This window comes from Micromonospora sp. RTGN7, assembly GCF_033804645.1.
GTDB lineage: Bacteria > Actinomycetota > Actinomycetes > Mycobacteriales > Micromonosporaceae > Micromonospora.
Genome location: NZ_JAPZLF010000008.1, coordinates 27,134 through 44,519, shown reverse-complemented (window position 1 = coordinate 44,519; position 17,386 = coordinate 27,134). Strand labels below are relative to the sequence as shown.

At 73.4% G+C, this 17,386-nt stretch carries 17 protein-coding genes; 12 read left to right on the top strand and 5 right to left on the bottom strand.

Annotated features, from left to right (window positions below; genetic code table 11):
- The first annotated feature begins 6 nt into the window (after nucleotides 1-6).
- From SNR22_RS13750 to SNR22_RS13720, 7 genes are all read left to right on the top strand, one after another.
- A complete protein-coding gene (locus tag SNR22_RS13750; protein ID WP_320066941.1) occupies nucleotides 7-1,311 on the top strand; it encodes a cysteine desulfurase in 1,305 nt (434 codons plus the stop codon).
- Nucleotides 1,311-1,784 carry a Fe-S cluster assembly sulfur transfer protein SufU gene (gene sufU / locus SNR22_RS13745; protein ID WP_320067160.1) on the top strand — a complete coding sequence of 158 codons (474 nt, stop codon included), beginning with the start codon at nucleotides 1,311-1,313 and terminating at the stop codon, nucleotides 1,782-1,784. The genes SNR22_RS13750 and sufU overlap by 1 nt, the downstream gene beginning before the upstream one ends.
- 76 nt (nucleotides 1,785-1,860) lie before the next feature.
- Complete coding sequence (locus SNR22_RS13740) at nucleotides 1,861-2,286, top strand: metal-sulfur cluster assembly factor (protein ID WP_320066940.1); 426 nt, start codon at nucleotides 1,861-1,863, stop codon at nucleotides 2,284-2,286.
- Nucleotides 2,287-2,884: 598 nt separating this feature from the next.
- Nucleotides 2,885-3,043: a hypothetical protein gene (locus SNR22_RS13735; protein WP_320066939.1), complete on the top strand. Its 159-nt coding sequence runs from the start codon at nucleotides 2,885-2,887 to the stop codon at nucleotides 3,041-3,043.
- 217 nt (nucleotides 3,044-3,260) lie between these two features.
- Nucleotides 3,261-3,920: an acVLRF1 family peptidyl-tRNA hydrolase gene (locus SNR22_RS13730; RefSeq protein ID WP_320066938.1), complete on the top strand. Its 660-nt coding sequence runs from the start codon at nucleotides 3,261-3,263 to the stop codon at nucleotides 3,918-3,920.
- Nucleotides 3,921-3,978: 58 nt separating this feature from the next.
- Entirely contained in the window at nucleotides 3,979-5,304 is a 1,326-nt protein-coding gene (locus tag SNR22_RS13725) for a helix-turn-helix transcriptional regulator (protein WP_320066937.1), read from the top strand.
- A 28-nt stretch (nucleotides 5,305-5,332) separates the two neighbouring features.
- Nucleotides 5,333-6,649, top strand: coding sequence for a helix-turn-helix domain-containing protein (locus SNR22_RS13720; RefSeq protein WP_320066936.1), 1,317 nt, complete (start codon nucleotides 5,333-5,335; stop codon nucleotides 6,647-6,649).
- 106 nt (nucleotides 6,650-6,755) lie between these two features.
- Here SNR22_RS13720 and SNR22_RS13715 read toward each other — a convergent pair whose 3' ends face one another.
- Both SNR22_RS13715 and SNR22_RS13710 read right to left on the bottom strand, forming a co-directional pair.
- On the bottom strand, nucleotides 6,756-7,598 hold the full coding sequence (locus SNR22_RS13715; protein WP_320066935.1) for a carbohydrate-binding protein: 843 nt from the start codon (nucleotides 7,596-7,598) through the stop codon (nucleotides 6,756-6,758).
- 78 nt (nucleotides 7,599-7,676) lie between these two features.
- Nucleotides 7,677-8,636 carry a helix-turn-helix domain-containing protein gene (locus SNR22_RS13710; RefSeq protein ID WP_320066934.1) on the bottom strand — a complete coding sequence of 320 codons (960 nt, stop codon included), beginning with the start codon at nucleotides 8,634-8,636 and terminating at the stop codon, nucleotides 7,677-7,679.
- Nucleotides 8,637-8,825: 189 nt separating this feature from the next.
- On the opposite strand from SNR22_RS13710, the gene SNR22_RS13705 reads away from it, so the two are divergent.
- Nucleotides 8,826-10,166 carry a carbohydrate-binding protein gene (locus SNR22_RS13705; protein ID WP_320066933.1) on the top strand — a complete coding sequence of 447 codons (1,341 nt, stop codon included), beginning with the start codon at nucleotides 8,826-8,828 and terminating at the stop codon, nucleotides 10,164-10,166.
- Between the two features lie 85 nt (nucleotides 10,167-10,251).
- Here SNR22_RS13705 and SNR22_RS13700 read toward each other — a convergent pair whose 3' ends face one another.
- Nucleotides 10,252-11,175: a neutral zinc metallopeptidase gene (locus SNR22_RS13700; protein WP_320067159.1), complete on the bottom strand. Its 924-nt coding sequence runs from the start codon at nucleotides 11,173-11,175 to the stop codon at nucleotides 10,252-10,254.
- A gap of 246 nt (nucleotides 11,176-11,421) precedes the next feature.
- On the opposite strand from SNR22_RS13700, the gene SNR22_RS13695 reads away from it, so the two are divergent.
- On the top strand, nucleotides 11,422-13,026 hold the full coding sequence (locus SNR22_RS13695) for an ABC-F family ATP-binding cassette domain-containing protein (protein WP_320066932.1): 1,605 nt from the start codon (nucleotides 11,422-11,424) through the stop codon (nucleotides 13,024-13,026).
- Nucleotides 13,027-13,030: 4 nt separating this feature from the next.
- Here the strand turns inward: SNR22_RS13695 and SNR22_RS13690 are convergent, their stop codons facing one another.
- On the bottom strand, nucleotides 13,031-13,159 hold the full coding sequence (locus SNR22_RS13690) for a hypothetical protein (RefSeq protein ID WP_320066931.1): 129 nt from the start codon (nucleotides 13,157-13,159) through the stop codon (nucleotides 13,031-13,033).
- A 130-nt stretch (nucleotides 13,160-13,289) separates the two neighbouring features.
- On the opposite strand from SNR22_RS13690, the gene SNR22_RS13685 reads away from it, so the two are divergent.
- From SNR22_RS13685 to SNR22_RS13675, 3 genes are all read left to right on the top strand, one after another.
- Nucleotides 13,290-13,517, top strand: coding sequence for a helix-turn-helix domain-containing protein (locus SNR22_RS13685; protein ID WP_007462679.1), 228 nt, complete (start codon nucleotides 13,290-13,292; stop codon nucleotides 13,515-13,517).
- 46 nt (nucleotides 13,518-13,563) lie between these two features.
- Nucleotides 13,564-14,331, top strand: coding sequence for an enoyl-CoA hydratase/isomerase family protein (locus SNR22_RS13680; RefSeq protein ID WP_320066930.1), 768 nt, complete (start codon nucleotides 13,564-13,566; stop codon nucleotides 14,329-14,331).
- Nucleotides 14,332-14,486: 155 nt separating this feature from the next.
- Nucleotides 14,487-16,466, top strand: coding sequence for an ABC transporter ATP-binding protein (locus SNR22_RS13675; protein ID WP_320066929.1), 1,980 nt, complete (start codon nucleotides 14,487-14,489; stop codon nucleotides 16,464-16,466).
- A gap of 144 nt (nucleotides 16,467-16,610) precedes the next feature.
- Here the strand turns inward: SNR22_RS13675 and SNR22_RS13670 are convergent, their stop codons facing one another.
- Complete coding sequence (locus tag SNR22_RS13670; protein WP_320066928.1) at nucleotides 16,611-17,372, bottom strand: SDR family oxidoreductase; 762 nt, start codon at nucleotides 17,370-17,372, stop codon at nucleotides 16,611-16,613.
- Nucleotides 17,373-17,386: the final 14 nt, after the last annotated feature.

Here is a 17,386-nt window from a genome sequence, read left to right as displayed (position 1 = left end):
ACGCAGATGACCACCATCACGATCCCTGCGGGGATGCCGCAGTTCGACGACGTGCCGCGCTTCGACGTGGCGGCGGTGCGCGCGGACTTTCCGATCCTGGGCCGGGAGGTCAACGGGCACCCGCTGGTCTACCTCGACAGCGCGAACACCTCGCACAAGCCGCGCCAGGTGCTCGACGCGCTCACCGAGCACTTCGCGATGCACAACGCCAACGTGTCGCGCTCGGTGCACACCCTGGGCACCGAGGCGACCGAGGCGTACGACGGCGCGCGGGCGAAGATCGCCGCGTTCATCAACGCGCCGAGCGTCGACGAGGTGGTGTTCACCAAGAACTCCACCGAGGCGATCAACATCGTGGCGTACGCCTTCTCCAACGCCTCGCCGCGTGCCGACGCCGACCCCCGCTTCCGGCTGGGCCCCGGCGACGAGATCGTGATCTCCGAGATGGAGCACCACTCGAACATCGTCCCGTGGCAGTTGCTGGCCGAGCGCACCGGCGCGACCCTGCGCTGGTTCCCGGTCACCGACCAGGGGCGGCTGGACGAGTCGGGGCTGGAAGCCCTGGTCACCGAGCGGACGAAGATCGTCTCGTTGGTGCACATGTCGAACATCCTCGGCACCGTCAACGCGACCTCCCGGATTGCCGCGCGGGTCCGCGAGGTGGGCGCGCTGCTGCTGCTCGACTGCTCCCAGTCGGTGCCGCACATGCCGATCGACGTGGTCGACCTCGACGCCGACTTCATCGTCTTCACCGGGCACAAGATGTGCGGCCCCACCGGCATCGGCGTGCTCTGGGGCCGGGGCGAACTGCTCGCGGTGATGCCCCCGGTGTTCGGCGGCGGCTCGATGATCGAAACGGTCACCATGGCCCGGTCGACGTTCGCCGCCCCGCCGGCCCGGTTCGAGGCGGGCACCCCGCCGATCGCCGATGCCGTGGCGCTCGGCGCGGCCGTGGACTACCTGACCGGGATCGGCATGCGGGCGATCCAGTGGCACGAGAAGGAGCTGACGGCGTACGCGCTGGACGCCCTCGCCACCGTGCCCGACCTGCGGATCTTCGGACCAACGGTGCCGGTGGGTCGGGGCGGGACGATCTCGTTCGCCCTCGGCGACGTCCACCCGCACGACGTCGGGCAGGTGCTCGACTCGCTCGGCGTGCAGGTGCGCGTCGGCCACCACTGCGCCAAGCCGGTGTGCACCCGGTTCGGTGTGCCGGCCATGACGCGCGCCTCGTTCTACCTGTACACCACCACGGACGAGATCGACGCCCTGGTGGGTGGCCTGGAGCAGGCGCGGAAGGTGTTCGAGTGATGCAGCTGGACCAGCTCTACCAGGAGATCATCCTGGACCACTACAAGCGCCCGCACGGCCGTGGCCTGCGCGACGCCGACGACCCGGGCGACCGGGTCGCCGAGGCGCACCACGTCAACCCGACCTGCGGCGACGAGGTGACCGTCCGGGTGGCCACCGACGGCGACGTGCTGCACGACATCTCGTACGACGGCGCGGGCTGCTCGATCAGCCAGGCGTCGGCGAGCGTGCTGCACGAGCTGCTACGCGGTCGGGGCGCGGGTGAGGCGTTCACGGTGCACGAGGCGTTCGTCGAGTTGATGTCCGGCCGTGGCCAGGTCACGCCGGACGAGGACGTCCTCGGTGACGGGGTGGCGTTCGCGGGTGTGGCGCGCTACCCAGCCCGGGTCAAGTGCGCGCTGCTGCCGTGGATGGCGTTCAAGGACGCCGCAGCACGCGCCGGGGCGGGCGCAAGCCCGCAGGTGCAGGCATGAGCGAGCGTCAGCGAGCCAATCAACGGCACAGTGCCGGCGCAGCTCACGCCGGAGTCGAGCGAAACGAGGGGACGGCATGAACAGCGAGGAACCCATCACCACGCCGGAGGTCGGTGCCGTGGCCACCGACGATTCGGCTTCGCCCGCCGGGGGCGCGGTCGCTCCGACCGGCCGCGGTAAGGCCGCCGCTGCCGACGTCGAGGAGGCGATGAAGGACGTCGTCGACCCGGAGCTGGGCATCAACGTGGTTGACCTCGGCCTGGTGTACGGCGTGCACGTCGACGACGACAACGTCGCCACCCTGGACATGACGCTGACCTCGGCGGCCTGCCCGCTGACCGACGTGATCGAGGACCAGACCCGGCAGGCGTTGACCACCGGCCCCGGCGGGGGACTGGTTGACGACATCCGGATCAACTGGGTCTGGCTGCCGCCATGGGGCCCCGACAAGATCACCGACGAGGGACGCGACCAGCTACGTACCCTCGGCTTCAACGTCTGAAGTCGGCCCGCACTCACGCATCGCGCCGCGAGCGTCTCCCCGCCCAGGGGACGCTCGCGGCGCTTTGTTCGCCCGGCCGTATGCTCCGCGTCGCCCCCTTCCGGGGCGGCCCACCCACTTGCAGCACGCCCCGGTTCCCAGTTCCCCACCCGCCTGGGCGGCTGACCCGCCTGGGCCCAGATCGCGCCACCCTCGCGCCCCACGGTCGCCGTCCTGCGGGCGACACCCGCAAGGCCGCCTTTGCTCTGCTGCACCCCATGCAACGCTCGCGGAGTGTGACGATCTCTGTCGTCCGCTCGTGCTGGCCTGCGATGTGAAGCGGCTGCTCAATGCGCATGTTGCGCTGACGGCAGCAGAGCAAAGGGACTAGACCGTCTCGATGTCCGAAGCGGCGGGTTGACGCAGCGTGACCGTGTGCAAGGGGGCGGTGCCGCCGGCGGTGCGGGAGCCGGGAATGCGGGAGCCAGGGGTGCGGGAGCCGGGAAATCGTTCGCGAGCCGAAGGGTCGGGGCCGACGATGAGGCCATGATCGAGGCGTACCCGAAGTAGGTCGCTGTCCGCGCGGCCGACGCCGCGCCCCGACAGTGGACCTCACCCAATGGCGTTTCGACCGGGCGACGGCCGGGGCCTCGGAACACCCGGACGGGCCTTCGCCGGGGTGCTGACGCTGACCGAGCCCCGGGGCCGGCTGGTGACCGCCCTGCTCTCCAGCGTAATCATCGCGGCCCTTACGGCCGTCATGCTGCTGGTGCGCTGAGCGCGGGGCCGCTCGGAACGGGCTGCTCACCGGCTCACGGTCCCGACGACGCACCACGCACGAAGCAGAGAGGAGACGTGAGGCTCGGCCTCGTACGTCATCCGCCCCCCAGATCACGGGACGACCGGGGCAGCGCCCACGGATCGTGGCCGCGCTGGTCATCGCGCCGGCGACGGCACCGGTGCCGGTCGCGCTCGACGTGCCGTACGGTCGGCGCATGAGCAGTCGTCCCGCAGCCGGCGGCGGCCGATGGGTCGAGGTCGACCCGGCCCGCGTCGCGCGCTGGGTCTCCGGCTTCGCCGATCGGCACGGCCCGCCGACGACCATCCCCCAGGAATACGGCCTACTCCTCGCCGCCTCGGACGGTGCCACCGCCGAGCTGCACTCCCCGCCGGGCGCGCCCCCGGCCGACGACCTTGCCGGGTTCGTGGCCGCCGCCGTCGCGCCGCGCCGGATCGGCCTGCTGCTCGCCCGCAAGGGCGCGGTGGCGGTCGGCATCGCCGAGGGCGCCGACATCGCGGTCTCGAAGGTCGACACCCGGTACGTGCAGGGACGCACCGCCGCCGGGGGCTGGTCGCAGCAGCGGTTCGCCCGGCGGCGGGACAACCAGGCGAAGGCGGCCCTCGGCGACGCGGCTGACCTGGCCGTACGGCTGCTGCTGCCGGAGGCGGCGACCCTGGCGGCCCTGGTCTGCGGCGGCGACCGCCGGGCCGTGGACACCGTGCTTGCCGACCGGCGGCTGGTGCCGCTCGCGGCGCTGCGCGCCGAACGGCTGCTCGACGTGCCGGAGCCCCGGCACGTGGTGCTGGTCGCCGCGGTGGACGCGGCCCGTGCCGTGCGGGTCCTGGTCCGGGATCCCGGACCAGCCACCCCCTGACCGATCGACGCGCGTGTACGGGCCACTAGGCTGGCGGCAGCGCGCGAAGGGGGGCGGGATGGAGGCGACGGACGGCGTCGCCGGTGGTGCCGGCCTGGGCGGGGAGCGTCTCGGCGACCGGATCCGCCGCCTGCGCACCGCCCGGGGGCTGACCCAGCAGCAGGTCGCCGTGCCCCGGTACACCCGGGCGTTCCTCGGCGCGATCGAGTCCGGCACCCGTACCCCCAGCCCGGAGGCGCTGGCTCACGTCGCGGACCGGCTCGGGCTCCCGGTCGACGACCTGCGCTACGGGCGGCCGGCCGACTCGGCGGCCCGGCTGGCCGGGGAGCTGGCGGCGGCCCGGCGGGCACTGTCGGCCGGTGACCTCGACGCCGCCGACCGTGCGCTCGCCGACATCGGTCGTCGGGCCGACGACTACCACCTGCCGGAGCTGGGCGGCTGGGCGCGGTACTACGCGGCGGAGGCGGACCTGCACCGGGGCAGAGCACCGGCCGCTGCGGCGGGCTACGCGCGGCTGGCGGCGCAGCCACCGGCGGACTGCCCCGCGCTGCGCGCGGCGGTGCTCGCCCGGCAGTCCTACTGCCTGCTCGTCGACGGGGACGCCCCCCGCGCGGTGGCCGTCCTGGAGGACGGGCTGCGGGCGCTGCGGGCGGCGGCGCCGGTGAATCCCGACGCCGAGCTGCGGCTGACCAACGCGTTGATGTACACGTTTCTGGAGTTGAGCTGGCGGCACCGGGCCCGCTGTCTGGAGCGGGACGTGCTGCCACTGCTGAGCCGGGCCACCCGGCCGGAGTGGGTGGCCCAGTTCTACGCCGTCGCGGGCCAGCTCCGGCGCGACGGCGAGCTGGATGAGGCCGACCGCTACCTGCGCGAGGCAGGCCGCCGCTACGCCGAGCTGGGGCTCACCCGGGAGATCGCGCTGTGCCACTGGGCCCGGGGGTACGTTCTGCGCCGGGCCGGGCGTCCCGCCGAGGCAGGTCCGGAGCTGCGTCGGGCCCGGGAGATGCTCGGCGCGGTCGGCGCGGTGCTCGACCACGCGGGGGCGACCCTGGAGCTGGCCGAGTCCCGCCGCCGGGAGGGCGCGCTGGACGAGGCGGAGGAACTGGCCGGGGAGGCCGCCCGGACGGCGGCCGAGTGCCGGCACCGGGAGCTGGTGGCGGAGGCCGACCTCGTGCTCGGCCTGGTACGCGTGGCCCGGGGCGACGCCGCCGACGCCCGCCGGTTGCTGTCCCGCGCTGCCGACCGGTACGAGCAGGCCGGGCTGATGGGGGAGGTCGTCGTCGCCTGCCGGCACCTCGGCGAGTCGCTGCTCGCCGAGGGGGACCGCGCGGGGGCGGTCGAGGTGCTGCGCCGGGGCCTGCGCGCGGCGGAGCGGCTGACGTGAGCGGCCGGCGCGCGACGGGGCGGCTGCGGTGACGCAGCAACGTGACCAGGTGGGTGCCCGCCTCCAGCGGCTGCGCGCCGCACGGGGGCTCACCCAGCGCGCCCTGGCCGAGCCACGCTACGCCGCGGCCTACGTCTCCGCGGTGGAGAGTGGCCGGCGTACCCCCTCGGCCGACGCCGTCGCCCACTTCGCCGAGCGGCTCGGAGTCACCCCGGTCGACCTGACCACCGGCCGCTCCCCGGCCGAGGTGGTGCGCCTTCACCTGCGGCTGGCCGAGGCCGACTGCGCCGCGCCGGCCGATCCCGCCGGGGCGGGCGCGGGCTACCGGGAGGTGATCTCGGCCGCCGCGCCGCTGGAGGCCCCGGTCCTGGTCGCCCGGGCCTGGCTCGGTCTCGCCGGCCTCGCCCTGCGGCGGGCGGACACCGGCGAGGCGGCGGCGCAGCTCGACCGGGCCGAGGAGCTGTTGGCGGCGGCGCCGCCGCACGTCTGCGCCGAGGCGACTGCCGTCCGCGCGGTGCTGGTGGGCCGCAGTGGCGATCTTCGGTACGCGACGTACCTGCTGGCGTCGGCCCGGGACGGGCTGGTGCGGGACGGTTATCCGGATCCCGCGGCGCTGCTGACCCTGTACGCGGAGCTGGCGGTCTGCCACCTCCAGCTCGACGACGAGCCGTCGGCGGCGGAGGCGGCGGCGCGGGCACTGGACCTGGCGGTGTTGGCCGAGCCGATCCGGGTGGCCGGGCTGCACCTGGCGGTGGCGGGCAGCCTACTGGCGGCGGGCCGCACGGCGGAGGCGGCCACGGCGGCGGAACAGGCCCGGCAGGCCGCCCGGCAGACCACCCTGGACGTGCAGTTGGCGTTGTGCCACCGGGCGCGTGGGCGCGGCCGGTGGGCTGCCGGGGACGTCCCGGGCGCGCTGGCCGACCTCACCACCGCGTACGACGCGCTGCGCGCGGCCGGCCAGCCGGGGCTGGCCGGGGAAGTCGCGGTAGAGCTGGCCGAGGCGTACCGGGCGCTCGGTCGGCCGACGACGGCGGACGCGCTGGTGGGGGAGGTGCTGGACCGCGGTGGGCAGGGCCCCGGCGTGGCCCGTGCGGCGCGGGTGCGCGGACTGCTCCGCGCGGACGCCGGCGACCGGCCCGGGGCGGAACGCTACCTGCGGGCGGCGGTCGAGGGGTTCCGCGCTGCCGGCCGGCGGCGCGAGCTGGCGGGCACCGTGCTGGCGCTGGCCGACCACCTCGCCTCCGCCGGCCGTCCCGCCGAGGCGCTGGACCTGATGCGTGAGGGGTTGCGCACGGTGGAGCGGCTCGGCGAGCGCCCGCCCTCGGCGGTGCGCCCGGCCACCTGACGCCGGCCCGCCGTCCTACCCCGGGGCTGCCGGGTGCCCGTCCGCTGCCGCGTGTGGCTGGCAGCCCGCCGGGCATCGCCCCGTTACGGCAGCCTGGGCCGGCCGCTCAGTCGCGGGCCCAGAGCGCCGGTGTGTTCGGCGGCTCCCAGCCTGCCTGGGCGGTGTGCGCCTGGAGGCAGCGGTAGCCGGCACCGCCGTACGTCACCCGGTCGCCGGCCCGGTACGCGGTCCCCACCGCCCAGGTGCCCGTCGGCGGCGTGGTGCCGGTGGGGCTGGTGGTGGGCCCGGGGGTCTGCGACACGTTGAGCACGAAGTCGAAGGTGGCCTCCCGGCCGCCGTCCACCGCGCGCACGGTCATCAGCAGGGCCGGGTTGAACAGCGAGTCGGTGTTGTTGCGGGGCTCGCCGGGGAAGTAGAGCTGGGTGGTGAGCACCGGCCGGCCGGGGGCCTGGACCTTGACGTGGATGTGCCGGGTCCGTCCGGGGTAGAGGCCCGGCACGATCGTGGTCAGCCGGTACGCGCCGGACGCGTCAGTGAACTGGTGTCCGCGCATCCGGTAGCTGGCGTTGTCGTAGCCGCCGTTCGCGTCGGCCTGCCAGAAGTCCAGCAGCACGTTGGGGATCGCCTGGCAGCCCAGCCCGAAGACGTAGCCGCTGACGGTCAGCCGGGTGCCGATCGTGCCGGCCTCGATCAGCGAGGTGCGGCGCGGCGAGTTGGGCTTGAAGTAGGGGCCCTCCATCTGCGCCGGCGTCGGGTCGTCGCCGTCGTCGCACATCGGGGTGGGCGTCAGCGCCGGCCCGGCGGGGCCGCCGCCCGTCGCCAGAGCCCGTGCCGCGCCGCCGAGGAGCAGCGGGGCTGGCAGGGTGAGGGCCACTGCCCTCAGCACGGTCTTGCGGGTGACACCGTTGGTGTCGCGGGGCTCGTCCGCGCCGGTGGATGTGCCGGTCATGGCAGCTCCTTGTCGCTCGGTGGTGACCTTCCGAGCCGACCCGGTCGGGCCGGCCGCTGCCATCGACCCTAGGGATGACTATCCGTCGGCGTCGATGTGATCGGTGCCTGGGTCGTGGTGTTTTCCGCCGTGCCGGCGGAAGCCGCCGGGGGTGTCGCCGACCTCGCGGCGGAAGAACCGGCAGAAGTAGGCTGCGTCGGCGAAGCCCAGCCGGGCGGCGATCCGGGCCACGGTGAGGTCGGTCTGGACCAGCAGCCGCTTCGCCTCCAGCACCCGGGCCCGGCGGATGAGCTGGGCCGGGGTGGCGCCGGTGGCCCGGGGGACCGCCTCGTTGAGGTGTCGCACCGAGATGCCGAGGCGTCGCGCGTAGGCGTGGATCGGTTCGCCGAGCAGGGCCGGCTTGGCGAGCAGCTCGTCGAAGCGGCGGGCGACCGTCGCGGCCCGGCCCGCGTGCGCCGGGGTGTCGCCGGACAGGTGGCCCGCCGGTCCGGCCGGCGTCGAGCGGCCCACCTCGACGACGAGGATGTGCAGGTACGCCCGCAGCACGCTGCGGCAGCCCGGCTCGGCCCGGCGTTGCTCCCCGGCCATCCGTTCCAGCACCGACCGGATCCGGGCCGCGTGCGCGGCGTCGCGGGGGTGCCACGAACGGTGGCCCGAGCGGTGCAGCGCGTCCCGGTCGGCCGGGTTGGCCAGCAGAAACTCGGGGGTGCACAGCACGACGTGTCCCCGCAGGTCGTCCGCGTCGCGCCAGTGGTGCACCTGGCCGGGGGCGACGAGGAAGAGCTGGGGCGGCCGGACGGCGTACGTGACGAGGTCGATGACGTGGGTGGCGTGCCCGTGGGTCACGTACGCCAGCTCGTAGAAGGTGTGCCGGTGCGGGAAGCCGGCGCGGGACAGCGGCCCGATCTCGGCGAAGGAGCCGACGGCGAACGGGAGTTCGTCGGGCGCGGGGACGTCCAGCTCGTGCCGGGGCAGAGCCGGCGGCGGGCCGGGGGCTGCCCGGCGGCGGGCCGGGGCGGGGCGGGACGAGGTGGACAACGGCCACTCCAGGCGGTCGCGGCAGCCGGATGCAGCCGATCGGGGAATGTATTGACGCATCCGCATGCCTCACTTACCGTACTGGCAACAGAGTTAACAACAAAAGTTAGCTCGCCGGTAGCGCGGCGGGTGGGCGGTCCACCACGCCCGCCGCCCACCCGGTCCCTCCCCCGTCCGCGAGGAGATCCCATGCGCCGACGATCAGCCACCATGGCCGTAGCCCTCCTGGGCACCGCCGCCACGGTGCTCACCTTCACCCTGACCGCGCAGGCCGACCCCGGCGCCGGTTCGGCCTCCGGCGGCCCGGCCGGCGTCGCGGCCCCCGACGGCGTCGCGCCGGAGATGTTCGCCGCGCTCCAGCGGGACCTGCGGCTGACCCCGACGCAGGCCCGCGCCCGGCTCGACACCGACGCCCGGGCCGGCCGGGTCCAGCAGGTGCTGCGGGCCACCCTCGGCAGCCGCTACGGGGGTGCCTGGGTGGCACCCGACGGCACCGCCGTGACCGTCGGCGTCACCACCGCCGCCGACGCCGCGACGGCGCGTGGTCTCGGCGCGGTCCCGGTGCGGGTGCGGCACGTCGAGCAGGCCCTGGCGGCGGTGGTGGACCGGCTGGACCGGAGGGCCAGCGACGCGCCCGACGGGGTGGCCGGCTGGTACGCCGATCTGCCCACGAACAGAGTCGTGGTGCTGGCTCGCCCCGACGCCGAGGCCGAGGCCGAGGCGTTCGCCACCGGCACGCCGGCCGGCACGGTCCGGGTCCAGACCACCACGGAGGACCCCCGGCCGTACGCCGACGTGATCGGCGGCAACGCGTACTACATCGGGAGCAGCCGTTGCTCGATCGGCTTCTCCGTGCAGGGCGGGTTCGTCACCGCCGGACACTGCGGCAGCACGGGCGCCCGGACCTCCCAGCCTGGCGGCACGTTCCGGGGCTCCACCTTCCCCGGCCGGGACTACGCCTGGGTGCAGGTGGACGCCGGCAACACCCCGCGCGGGCTGGTGAACGCCTACAGCGGCGGCAGTACGGTCGCCGTGGCCGGCAGCACCGAGGCAGCCGTCGGCGCGGCGGTCTGCCGGTCCGGGTCCACCACCGGCTGGCGCTGCGGCACCATCCAACAGAAGAACGCCTCCGTCACCTACCCCGAGGGCACCGTCTCCGGGTTGACCCGCAGCAACGCCTGCGCCGAGCCGGGTGACTCCGGTGGTTCCTGGCTGGCCGGCAACCAAGCCCAGGGGGTCACCTCCGGCGGCTCGGGCAACTGCACCAGCGGTGCCACCATGTACTTCCAGCCGGTGAACCCGATCCTGGCCGCGTACGGGCTGAGCCTGATCACCTCCGGCCCGGGGCCGACGCCGACGCCCACCGCGACCGGCACTCCGCCGGGCGGCACCACCTGGCAGGCGGGCACCGGGTACGCCACCGGGGCGACGGTGACCTACGCCGGCCAGTCGTATCGGTGCCTGCAGGGGCACACGGCCCAGGTGGGCTGGGAGCCGCCGAACGTTCCCGCCCTGTGGCAGCAGGTCTGAGCCCTCCCAAAGGACGGACGGGCCCGGTCGCCGTAGTGGCGACCGGGCCCGTCCGCCGTGTCGCGGGGGTTCCGGGGCGGCCCGGTCAGAGGCTGCCGCCGAAGGTGTCGCAGGACTTCGGGTCGCCGGTGTCGTACCCCTTGGTGAACCACTGCCTGCGTTGCTCGGACGTGCCGTGGGTGAACTCGTCCGGGTTCACCGGGCGGCCGGAGCGCTTCTGGATGGCGTCGTCACCGATCTTCTCCGCGGTGTCGATGGCCTCCCGGATGTCCTGCTCGCTGATGCTCTTGAAGATCTTCTGGCCCTTTTCGTCGGCGGTGCCGGTGGCGTTCTTGGCCCAGGCACCGGCGTAGCAGTCGGCCTGGAGTTCCAGCTTCACCGACAGCGCGTTGGCGTTGTTCGGGTCGCGCTGCTGCTGACGGCGCATCTGCGCCTCGGTGCCGAGCAGGTCCTGCACGTGGTGGCCGTACTCGTGGGCCAGCACGTACGGCTGGGCGAACTCGCCCTTGGCACCGAGTTGGTCGGCAAGTAGCTGGTAGAAGGTCAGGTCGATGTAGACCAGGTCGTCGGCCGGGCAGTAGAACGGCCCGACGCCGGAGTCGGCCTGGCCGCAGGCGGTGTTGACGCCCTGGCTGAAGAAGACCGTCTTGGACGGCTGGTACTGCTCGCCGAAGGCCTCCGGCAGCGCGGTGCGCCAGTATGCCTGGATCGAGTTGACGTAGAGGGCGTTGCGGCAGTCGAGCTGCTTCAGGGCGTCGTCGGCCGAGCACTTCTGCTCCAGCGAGGTGTTGTCGCCCTGCGTCGAGTCGCCGCCGCCGCCGTTGGTGGCCGCGTTCAACCCGAAACCGCCACCGACCAGGGCGACCAGCACGGCGACGATGATGCCGATGATGCCGCCGCGTCCGCCGCCGATCGGGATGGGTATTCCGCCCAGCCCTCCGCCCCCGCCGGACCCTCGCCGGTCGTCCACCTGATTGGTGTCGACCTGTGCGTTCTCGTTCAGCTCCATGTTGACCCCGATCACCGATTCATCACGTTATGGCGGTTGCGGTACCGGACCGGGTCCGGACGACGATTCGGTACCCGATGATCTTGCTTGGTAATCCGGGTGGGCTCTCGGCGCGGCCCGGTACACTTGTCGGGTGCTGCTCTGCGAAGGCTGAACCGCCCCGCGCCGACGGGAACCAACGACCCGCCGGCGCTTTCGCGTGCCCATGAGTCAGCCCTTCGAGATTCCCGAGAGCGAGCCCCCTAGATGATCACTGCCACCGGCCTGGAACTGCGCGCCGGCTCCCGGATCCTGCTGTCCGACACCACCCTGCGGGTGCAGCCGGGCGACCGCATCGGCCTGGTCGGCCGCAACGGCGCCGGCAAGACCACCACCCTGAAGGTGCTGGCGGGGGAGGGGCAGCCGTACACCGGCCAGCTCGACCGGCGCAGCGCCATCGGCTATCTCCCCCAGGACCCGCGCACCGGCGACCTGGAGGTCACCGGCCGGGACCGGGTGCTCTCGGCCCGGGGGCTGGACGTGCTGATGGCCCAGATGCAGGAGGTCGAGGCCAGGCTCGCCGAGCACGTTGACGACAAGCTGGTCCGCCGCTACGGCACCCTGGAGGACCAGTTCGCCTCCCTCGGTGGGTATGCGGCCGAGGCCGAGGCCGCCCGGATCTGCGCCAACCTCGGACTGCCCGACCGGGCTCTCGCCCAGACCATCGGCACCCTCTCCGGCGGCCAGCGCCGCCGCATCGAGCTGGCCCGGATCCTGTTCCGCGACGCCGGGGAGAACGGCGGCGGCATCCTGCTGCTCGACGAGCCGACCAACCACCTCGACGCGGACTCGATCACCTGGCTGCGCGGCTTCCTCGCCAACCACAAGGGCGGGCTCATCGTGATCTCCCACGACGGCGCACTGCTGGAGTCGGTGGTCAACAAGGTCTGGTTCCTCGATGCCACCCGTTCCGTGGTCGACGTCTACAACCTGGGCTGGAAGGCGTACCTGGAGGCGCGGGAGACCGACGAGCGGCGCCGCCGTCGGGAGCGGGCCAACGCAGAGAAGAAGGCCGGCGCGCTGATGGCTCAGGCCGACAAGATGCGGGCCAAGGCCACCAAGACCGTCGCCGCGCAGAACATGGCCCGCCGGGCCGAGAAGCTGATCTCCGGGCTGGAGGAGGTGCGGGTCTCCGACCGGGTGGCCAAGGTCCGCTTCCCGAACCCCGCGCCGTGCGGAAAGACGCCACTCACCGCGTCCGGCCTGTCCAAGTCGTACGGGTCGCTGGAGATCTTCACCGACGTGAACGTGGCGGTGGACCGGGGCTCCCGGGTGGCCATCCTCGGCCTCAACGGTGCTGGCAAGACCACCCTGCTGCGGATGCTCGGTGGCCTGCTGAAGCCGGACACCGGGGAGGTGCACGCCGGGCACGGGCTGCGGCTGGGCTACTACGCCCAGGAGCACGAGACCCTGGACGTAAGTCGGACGGTGCTGGAGAACATGCGCGCCGCCGCGATCGAGCAGACCGACACCGAGCTGCGCAAGATCCTCGGGGCGTTCCTCTTCTCCGGCGAGGACGTGGAAAAGCCGGCCGGGGTGCTCTCCGGCGGGGAGAAGACCCGACTGGCCCTGTCCACCCTGGTCTGCTCGGGCGCGAACGTGCTGCTGCTCGACGAGCCGACGAACAACCTCGACCCGGTCAGCCGGGAACAGGTGCTCGACGCCATCGCGAACTACCCGGGAGCGATCGTGCTGGTCACCCACGACCCCGGCGCGGTGCTGGCGCTCAAGCCGGACCGGGCGATCCTGCTCCCCGACGGCGACGAGGACGCCTGGAGCGACGACCTGCTCGAGCTGGTCGAGCTGGCCTGACGCTTCACCCGGAGCTGACCAGGATCACCACGCCGATCGCGACGAAGACGGCCGGTGCCAGGGAGGGCGCGATCACCGGGCCCGGCCCGCCGCCGGGGGCCCCGGCCGCCCGGCCCGCGACCGTCTTCGTCACTCTATCGGGTAGCCGACACTGCATAGCGTGTCGGTTGGCGAATAGTTGATATCTGGCGCATGATCGTTCGAGGCGGTCTAATAGGTGGGACCGTATCCGAACCGCACAGTCTGGGACGTGAGGAATCAGCATGGCAGCCACTGGCACAGCCACCAGCACTGAGAAGGGTCGCCGGATCGTCGGAGCCGAGCGTCAGACGCTCGCCAAGGACCTGGTAAAGCGGTACACCTCCGGGGAGAGTATCCGCGCGCTCGCGGCCTCCACCGGCCGATCCTACGGCTTCATCCACCGAGTGCTCACCGAGTCCGGCGTGCAGCTGCGTCAGCGCGGCGGCGCTCGGCGCCGCAAGAAGGCGTGACCCGCCCGCTGGCGTCGTCCACCAGCGCAGCTGCCCGGGCCGCCGGGTGACCCCCGGCTCGGCCGGGGTACGACTCGACTGCGACGGGCCGGTCGCGACGGTCACGTTGTGCCGGCCCGACGTGCTCAACGCCCAGACGCCGGCGATGTGGCGCGCGCTGAGCGAATTCTCCCGGGATCTGCCGGGCGACGTGCGTGTCGTCGTCGTGCGCGGCGAGGGGCGGGCGTTCTCGGCAGGCCTCGATCTCTCGGTTGCCGGGGCCTCCGGCCCGGGCTCGTTCGCCGAGCTGGCCGCCCTGCCCGAGCAGGAGTGCGCCAACCGGATCGCGGAACTCCAGGGCGCCTTCACCTGGCTGCACCGGCCGGACGTCATCTCGGTGGCGGCCGTGCAGGGGCACGCCATCGGCGCCGGCTTTCAACTCGCGCTCGCCTGTGACCTGCGAGTGTTGGCCGCCGACGCCAGGCTCTCCATGGCCGAGGTGACCCTCGGTCTGGTTCCCGACCTGGCCGGCACCAAGCGGCTGGTCGAGCTGGTCGGCTACGCCCGCGCGCTGGAGATCTGTGCCACCGGCCGGCGGATGGACGCCGCCGAAGCCGACCGGATCGGGCTGGCCACGCTGGTGGTGCCCACCGACGAGCTGGACGTCGCGGTGCGCGACCTGACCGCCGGCCTGCTCGCCAACAACCGCGATGCCGTGGTGGAGATCAAGGCGCTGCTCGCCGGTGCCGGCGACCGGTCCCACGCCGAGCAGCAGCGAGCCGAACGCGAGGCGCAGACCCGCCGGCTCCGCGACCTCGCCGGCCGGGGGGAGTAGTCGATCTCGCCGGCCGGTAAGAACGGTACGCAGATGTCCGGGAAGAACGGTACATACCTGTCCGGGAAGAACCGGGTGACGACCGAGGTTGTCGTAGCCGTCGGGAGAATCGAACCGACGGCACGAAACCGTCCACGACCCGGAGGTGACGCATGATGCCTGACGGTGGCATGGCGGGCTGGAGCATGATCCGGTCAATGCGCAGCCGGGACGAGGTCTCCGCCCACCGGCTCAAGGGCGGCACCGCGCGACGGATCATCGAGTTCGCCCGCCCGTACCGGCGGGACATCATCGTCTTCCTGGTCACCGTGGTGATTGCCGCCGTGATCGGCGTCGCCACCCCGGTGCTCGCCGGTGACGTGATCAACGCGATCAGCCGGGGCGGTCCCGCGGCCGGGTCGACCGTGGTCCGGATCGCCTTCGTCATCGCCGCCCTCTCGGTCGCCGATGCGCTCTTCTCCCTGGCCCAGCGGTGGTACTCGGCGCGGATCGGCGAGGGGATCATCCTCGACCTGCGGACCCGGGTCTACGACCACGTCCAGCGCATGCCGTTGCAGTTCTTCACCCGCACCCAGACCGGCGCGCTGGTCAGCCGGCTCAACAACGACGTGATGGGGGCCCAGCGGGCGTTCACCTCCACCCTCTCCGGGGTGGTCAGCAACGTCATCCAACTGGTGCTCACCGCCGCGGTGATGTTCACCCTCTCCTGGCAGATCACCGTGCTGTCACTGGTCCTGCTGCCGATCTTCATCGTCCCGGCCCGCCGGGTCGGGCGGCGGCTGGCCGAGATCACCCGCGAGTCGTACAACCTGAACGCCAGCATGAACGCTGGGATGACGGAGCGGTTCGGGGTGGCCGGCGCGTTGCTGGTCAAGCTCTTCGGCGCGCCCGATGAGGAGGCCCGCCGGTTCGCCGGCCGGGCCGAGCGGGTCCGCGACATCGGCATCCAGTCGGCGATGTACTCGCGGACGTTCTTCGTGGCGATGCTGCTGGTCGCCTCGCTGGCCCAGGCGCTCACGTATGGCCTCGGCGGCTGGCTCGCGGTCACCGGCAGCGTCAGCGCCGGCACCGTGGTGACCCTGGCGCTGCTGCTCACCCGGCTCTACGGCCCGCTGACCGCGCTCTCCAACGTCCGGGTGGACGTGATGAGCGCGCTGGTCTCCTTCGACCGGGTCTTCGAGGTGCTCGACCTGCGCCCCGGCATCGAGGAGCGGTCCGAGGCGGTGACCGTCCCCCGGGGCAACGGGCGGGTGGAGTTCCGCGACGTCCGGTTCCGCTACCCGGCCGCCTCCGAGGTGTCGCTGGCCTCGTTGGAGGACGTCACCACCCTCGACCGGACCGTGAACGAGCCGGTGCTGCGGGGGGTGTCGTTCGGCGTCGAGCCGGGGCAGATGATCGCCCTGGTCGGCCCGTCCGGCGCGGGCAAGTCCACCCTGTCAATGCTGATCCCCCGGGTCTACGACGTCAGCGACGGGCAGGTGCTGGTCGGCGGCGTCGACGTGCGGGACGCCACGCTCGCCTCGCTGCGTGACGAGATCGGCGTGGTCACCCAGGACTCCCACCTGTTCCACGAGACCATCGCCGAGAACCTGCGCTACGCCCGACCGGACGCCACCGACGACGAGATCTGGGCGGCCCTCGCAGGCGCGCAGGTCGCCGACCTGGTCCGTTCGCTGCCGGACGGGTTGGAGACCACCGTCGGCGAGCGGGGGTATCGCTTCTCCGGCGGCGAGAAGCAGCGCATCGCCATCGCCCGGCTGCTGCTCAAGGCCCCGTCGATCGTGATCCTCGACGAGGCGACGGCACACCTGGACTCGGAGAGCGAGGCGGCGGTGCAGCGGGCCCTGTCGGTGGCGTTGACGGGGCGTACGGCGCTGGTGATCGCGCACCGGCTCTCCACCGTCCGTGACGCCGACCAGATCCTGGTCCTCGACGAGGGGCGGATCGTCGAGCGGGGCCGCCACGAGGAGCTGGTCGCCGTCGGCGGCCTCTACGCCGAGCTGTACCGCACGCAGTTCGCGGTGGCCGACTCGCCCACCCCGTACGTGGACGCGACCGGCCCCGAGACCATGATCAACCTGCCGATGGCAGGCTTCGTCGCCGACGAGGCGATGCCACCCGCCGCCGCCAACTGAAGCGGCGGGCCTGGTCAGGCCGGCACCGCCCCCGGTCGTGGCGCGTAGCTTGCCGAACGGCGCGCCCAGCGTCTCTGCGGTGAAGTGGGCGTTCAGCCCGCTCGGGGTCGGCTTCCAGGTCGGCCCCCGGCGGGCTACGCGCCGTCAGAGGCCGCGCAGCGCGCCGCCGTCGACCGGGAGGGTGATCCCGGTCAGGTAGCCGGCGGCGGGGGAGAGGACGAACGCGGCGACCCGGCCGAACTCCGCCGGCTCGCCGATGCGGCGCAGTGGGATTTCGGCCTCCGCCTCAGCCCGGGCCCGCTCGGCGTCCCCGGAGGCGGCCAGCAGCTCGCGATTGCGGTCGGTCATGATCCGCCCCGGGAGCAGGCCGATCACCCGGACACCCCGGGGCCCGTACTCGTCGGACATGTCCTTGGCCACCCCGGCCAGGCCGGGCCGCAGGCCGTTGGAGATGCCCAGCCCGGCCAGCGGGCTGCGCACCGAAGTGGACAGGACCAGCCCGATCGCGCCCCCGTCGGACAGGCCGGCGGCGACCGTCCGGGCAGTGCGGACGGTGCCGAGGAAGAGGGTCTCGAACGACTCCCGCCACTGAGCGTCGGTCGCCCCGGCGGCGGTGCCCTGCGGTGGGCCGCCGACCGAGACCAGTGCGCCGTCGAGCCGGCCGAAGTGTTCCCGGGCCGCGACGACCAGCCGCTCCGGGGTGGCGGGATCGGCCAGGTCGGCGGCGAGCCCGATCGCCCGATCCGGGCCGCCGAGCCGCTCGACCGCCTCGGCCACCCGCTCCGGGGCCCGGGCGGAGACGACCACCCGTGCCCCGTCGGCGACGAGACATTCAGCAGTGGCGAAGCCCAGCCCGCGCGAGGCACCGGTCAGCACGTACACCCGGTCGGTGAGTCCCAGATCCATGAGCCGATCCTGCC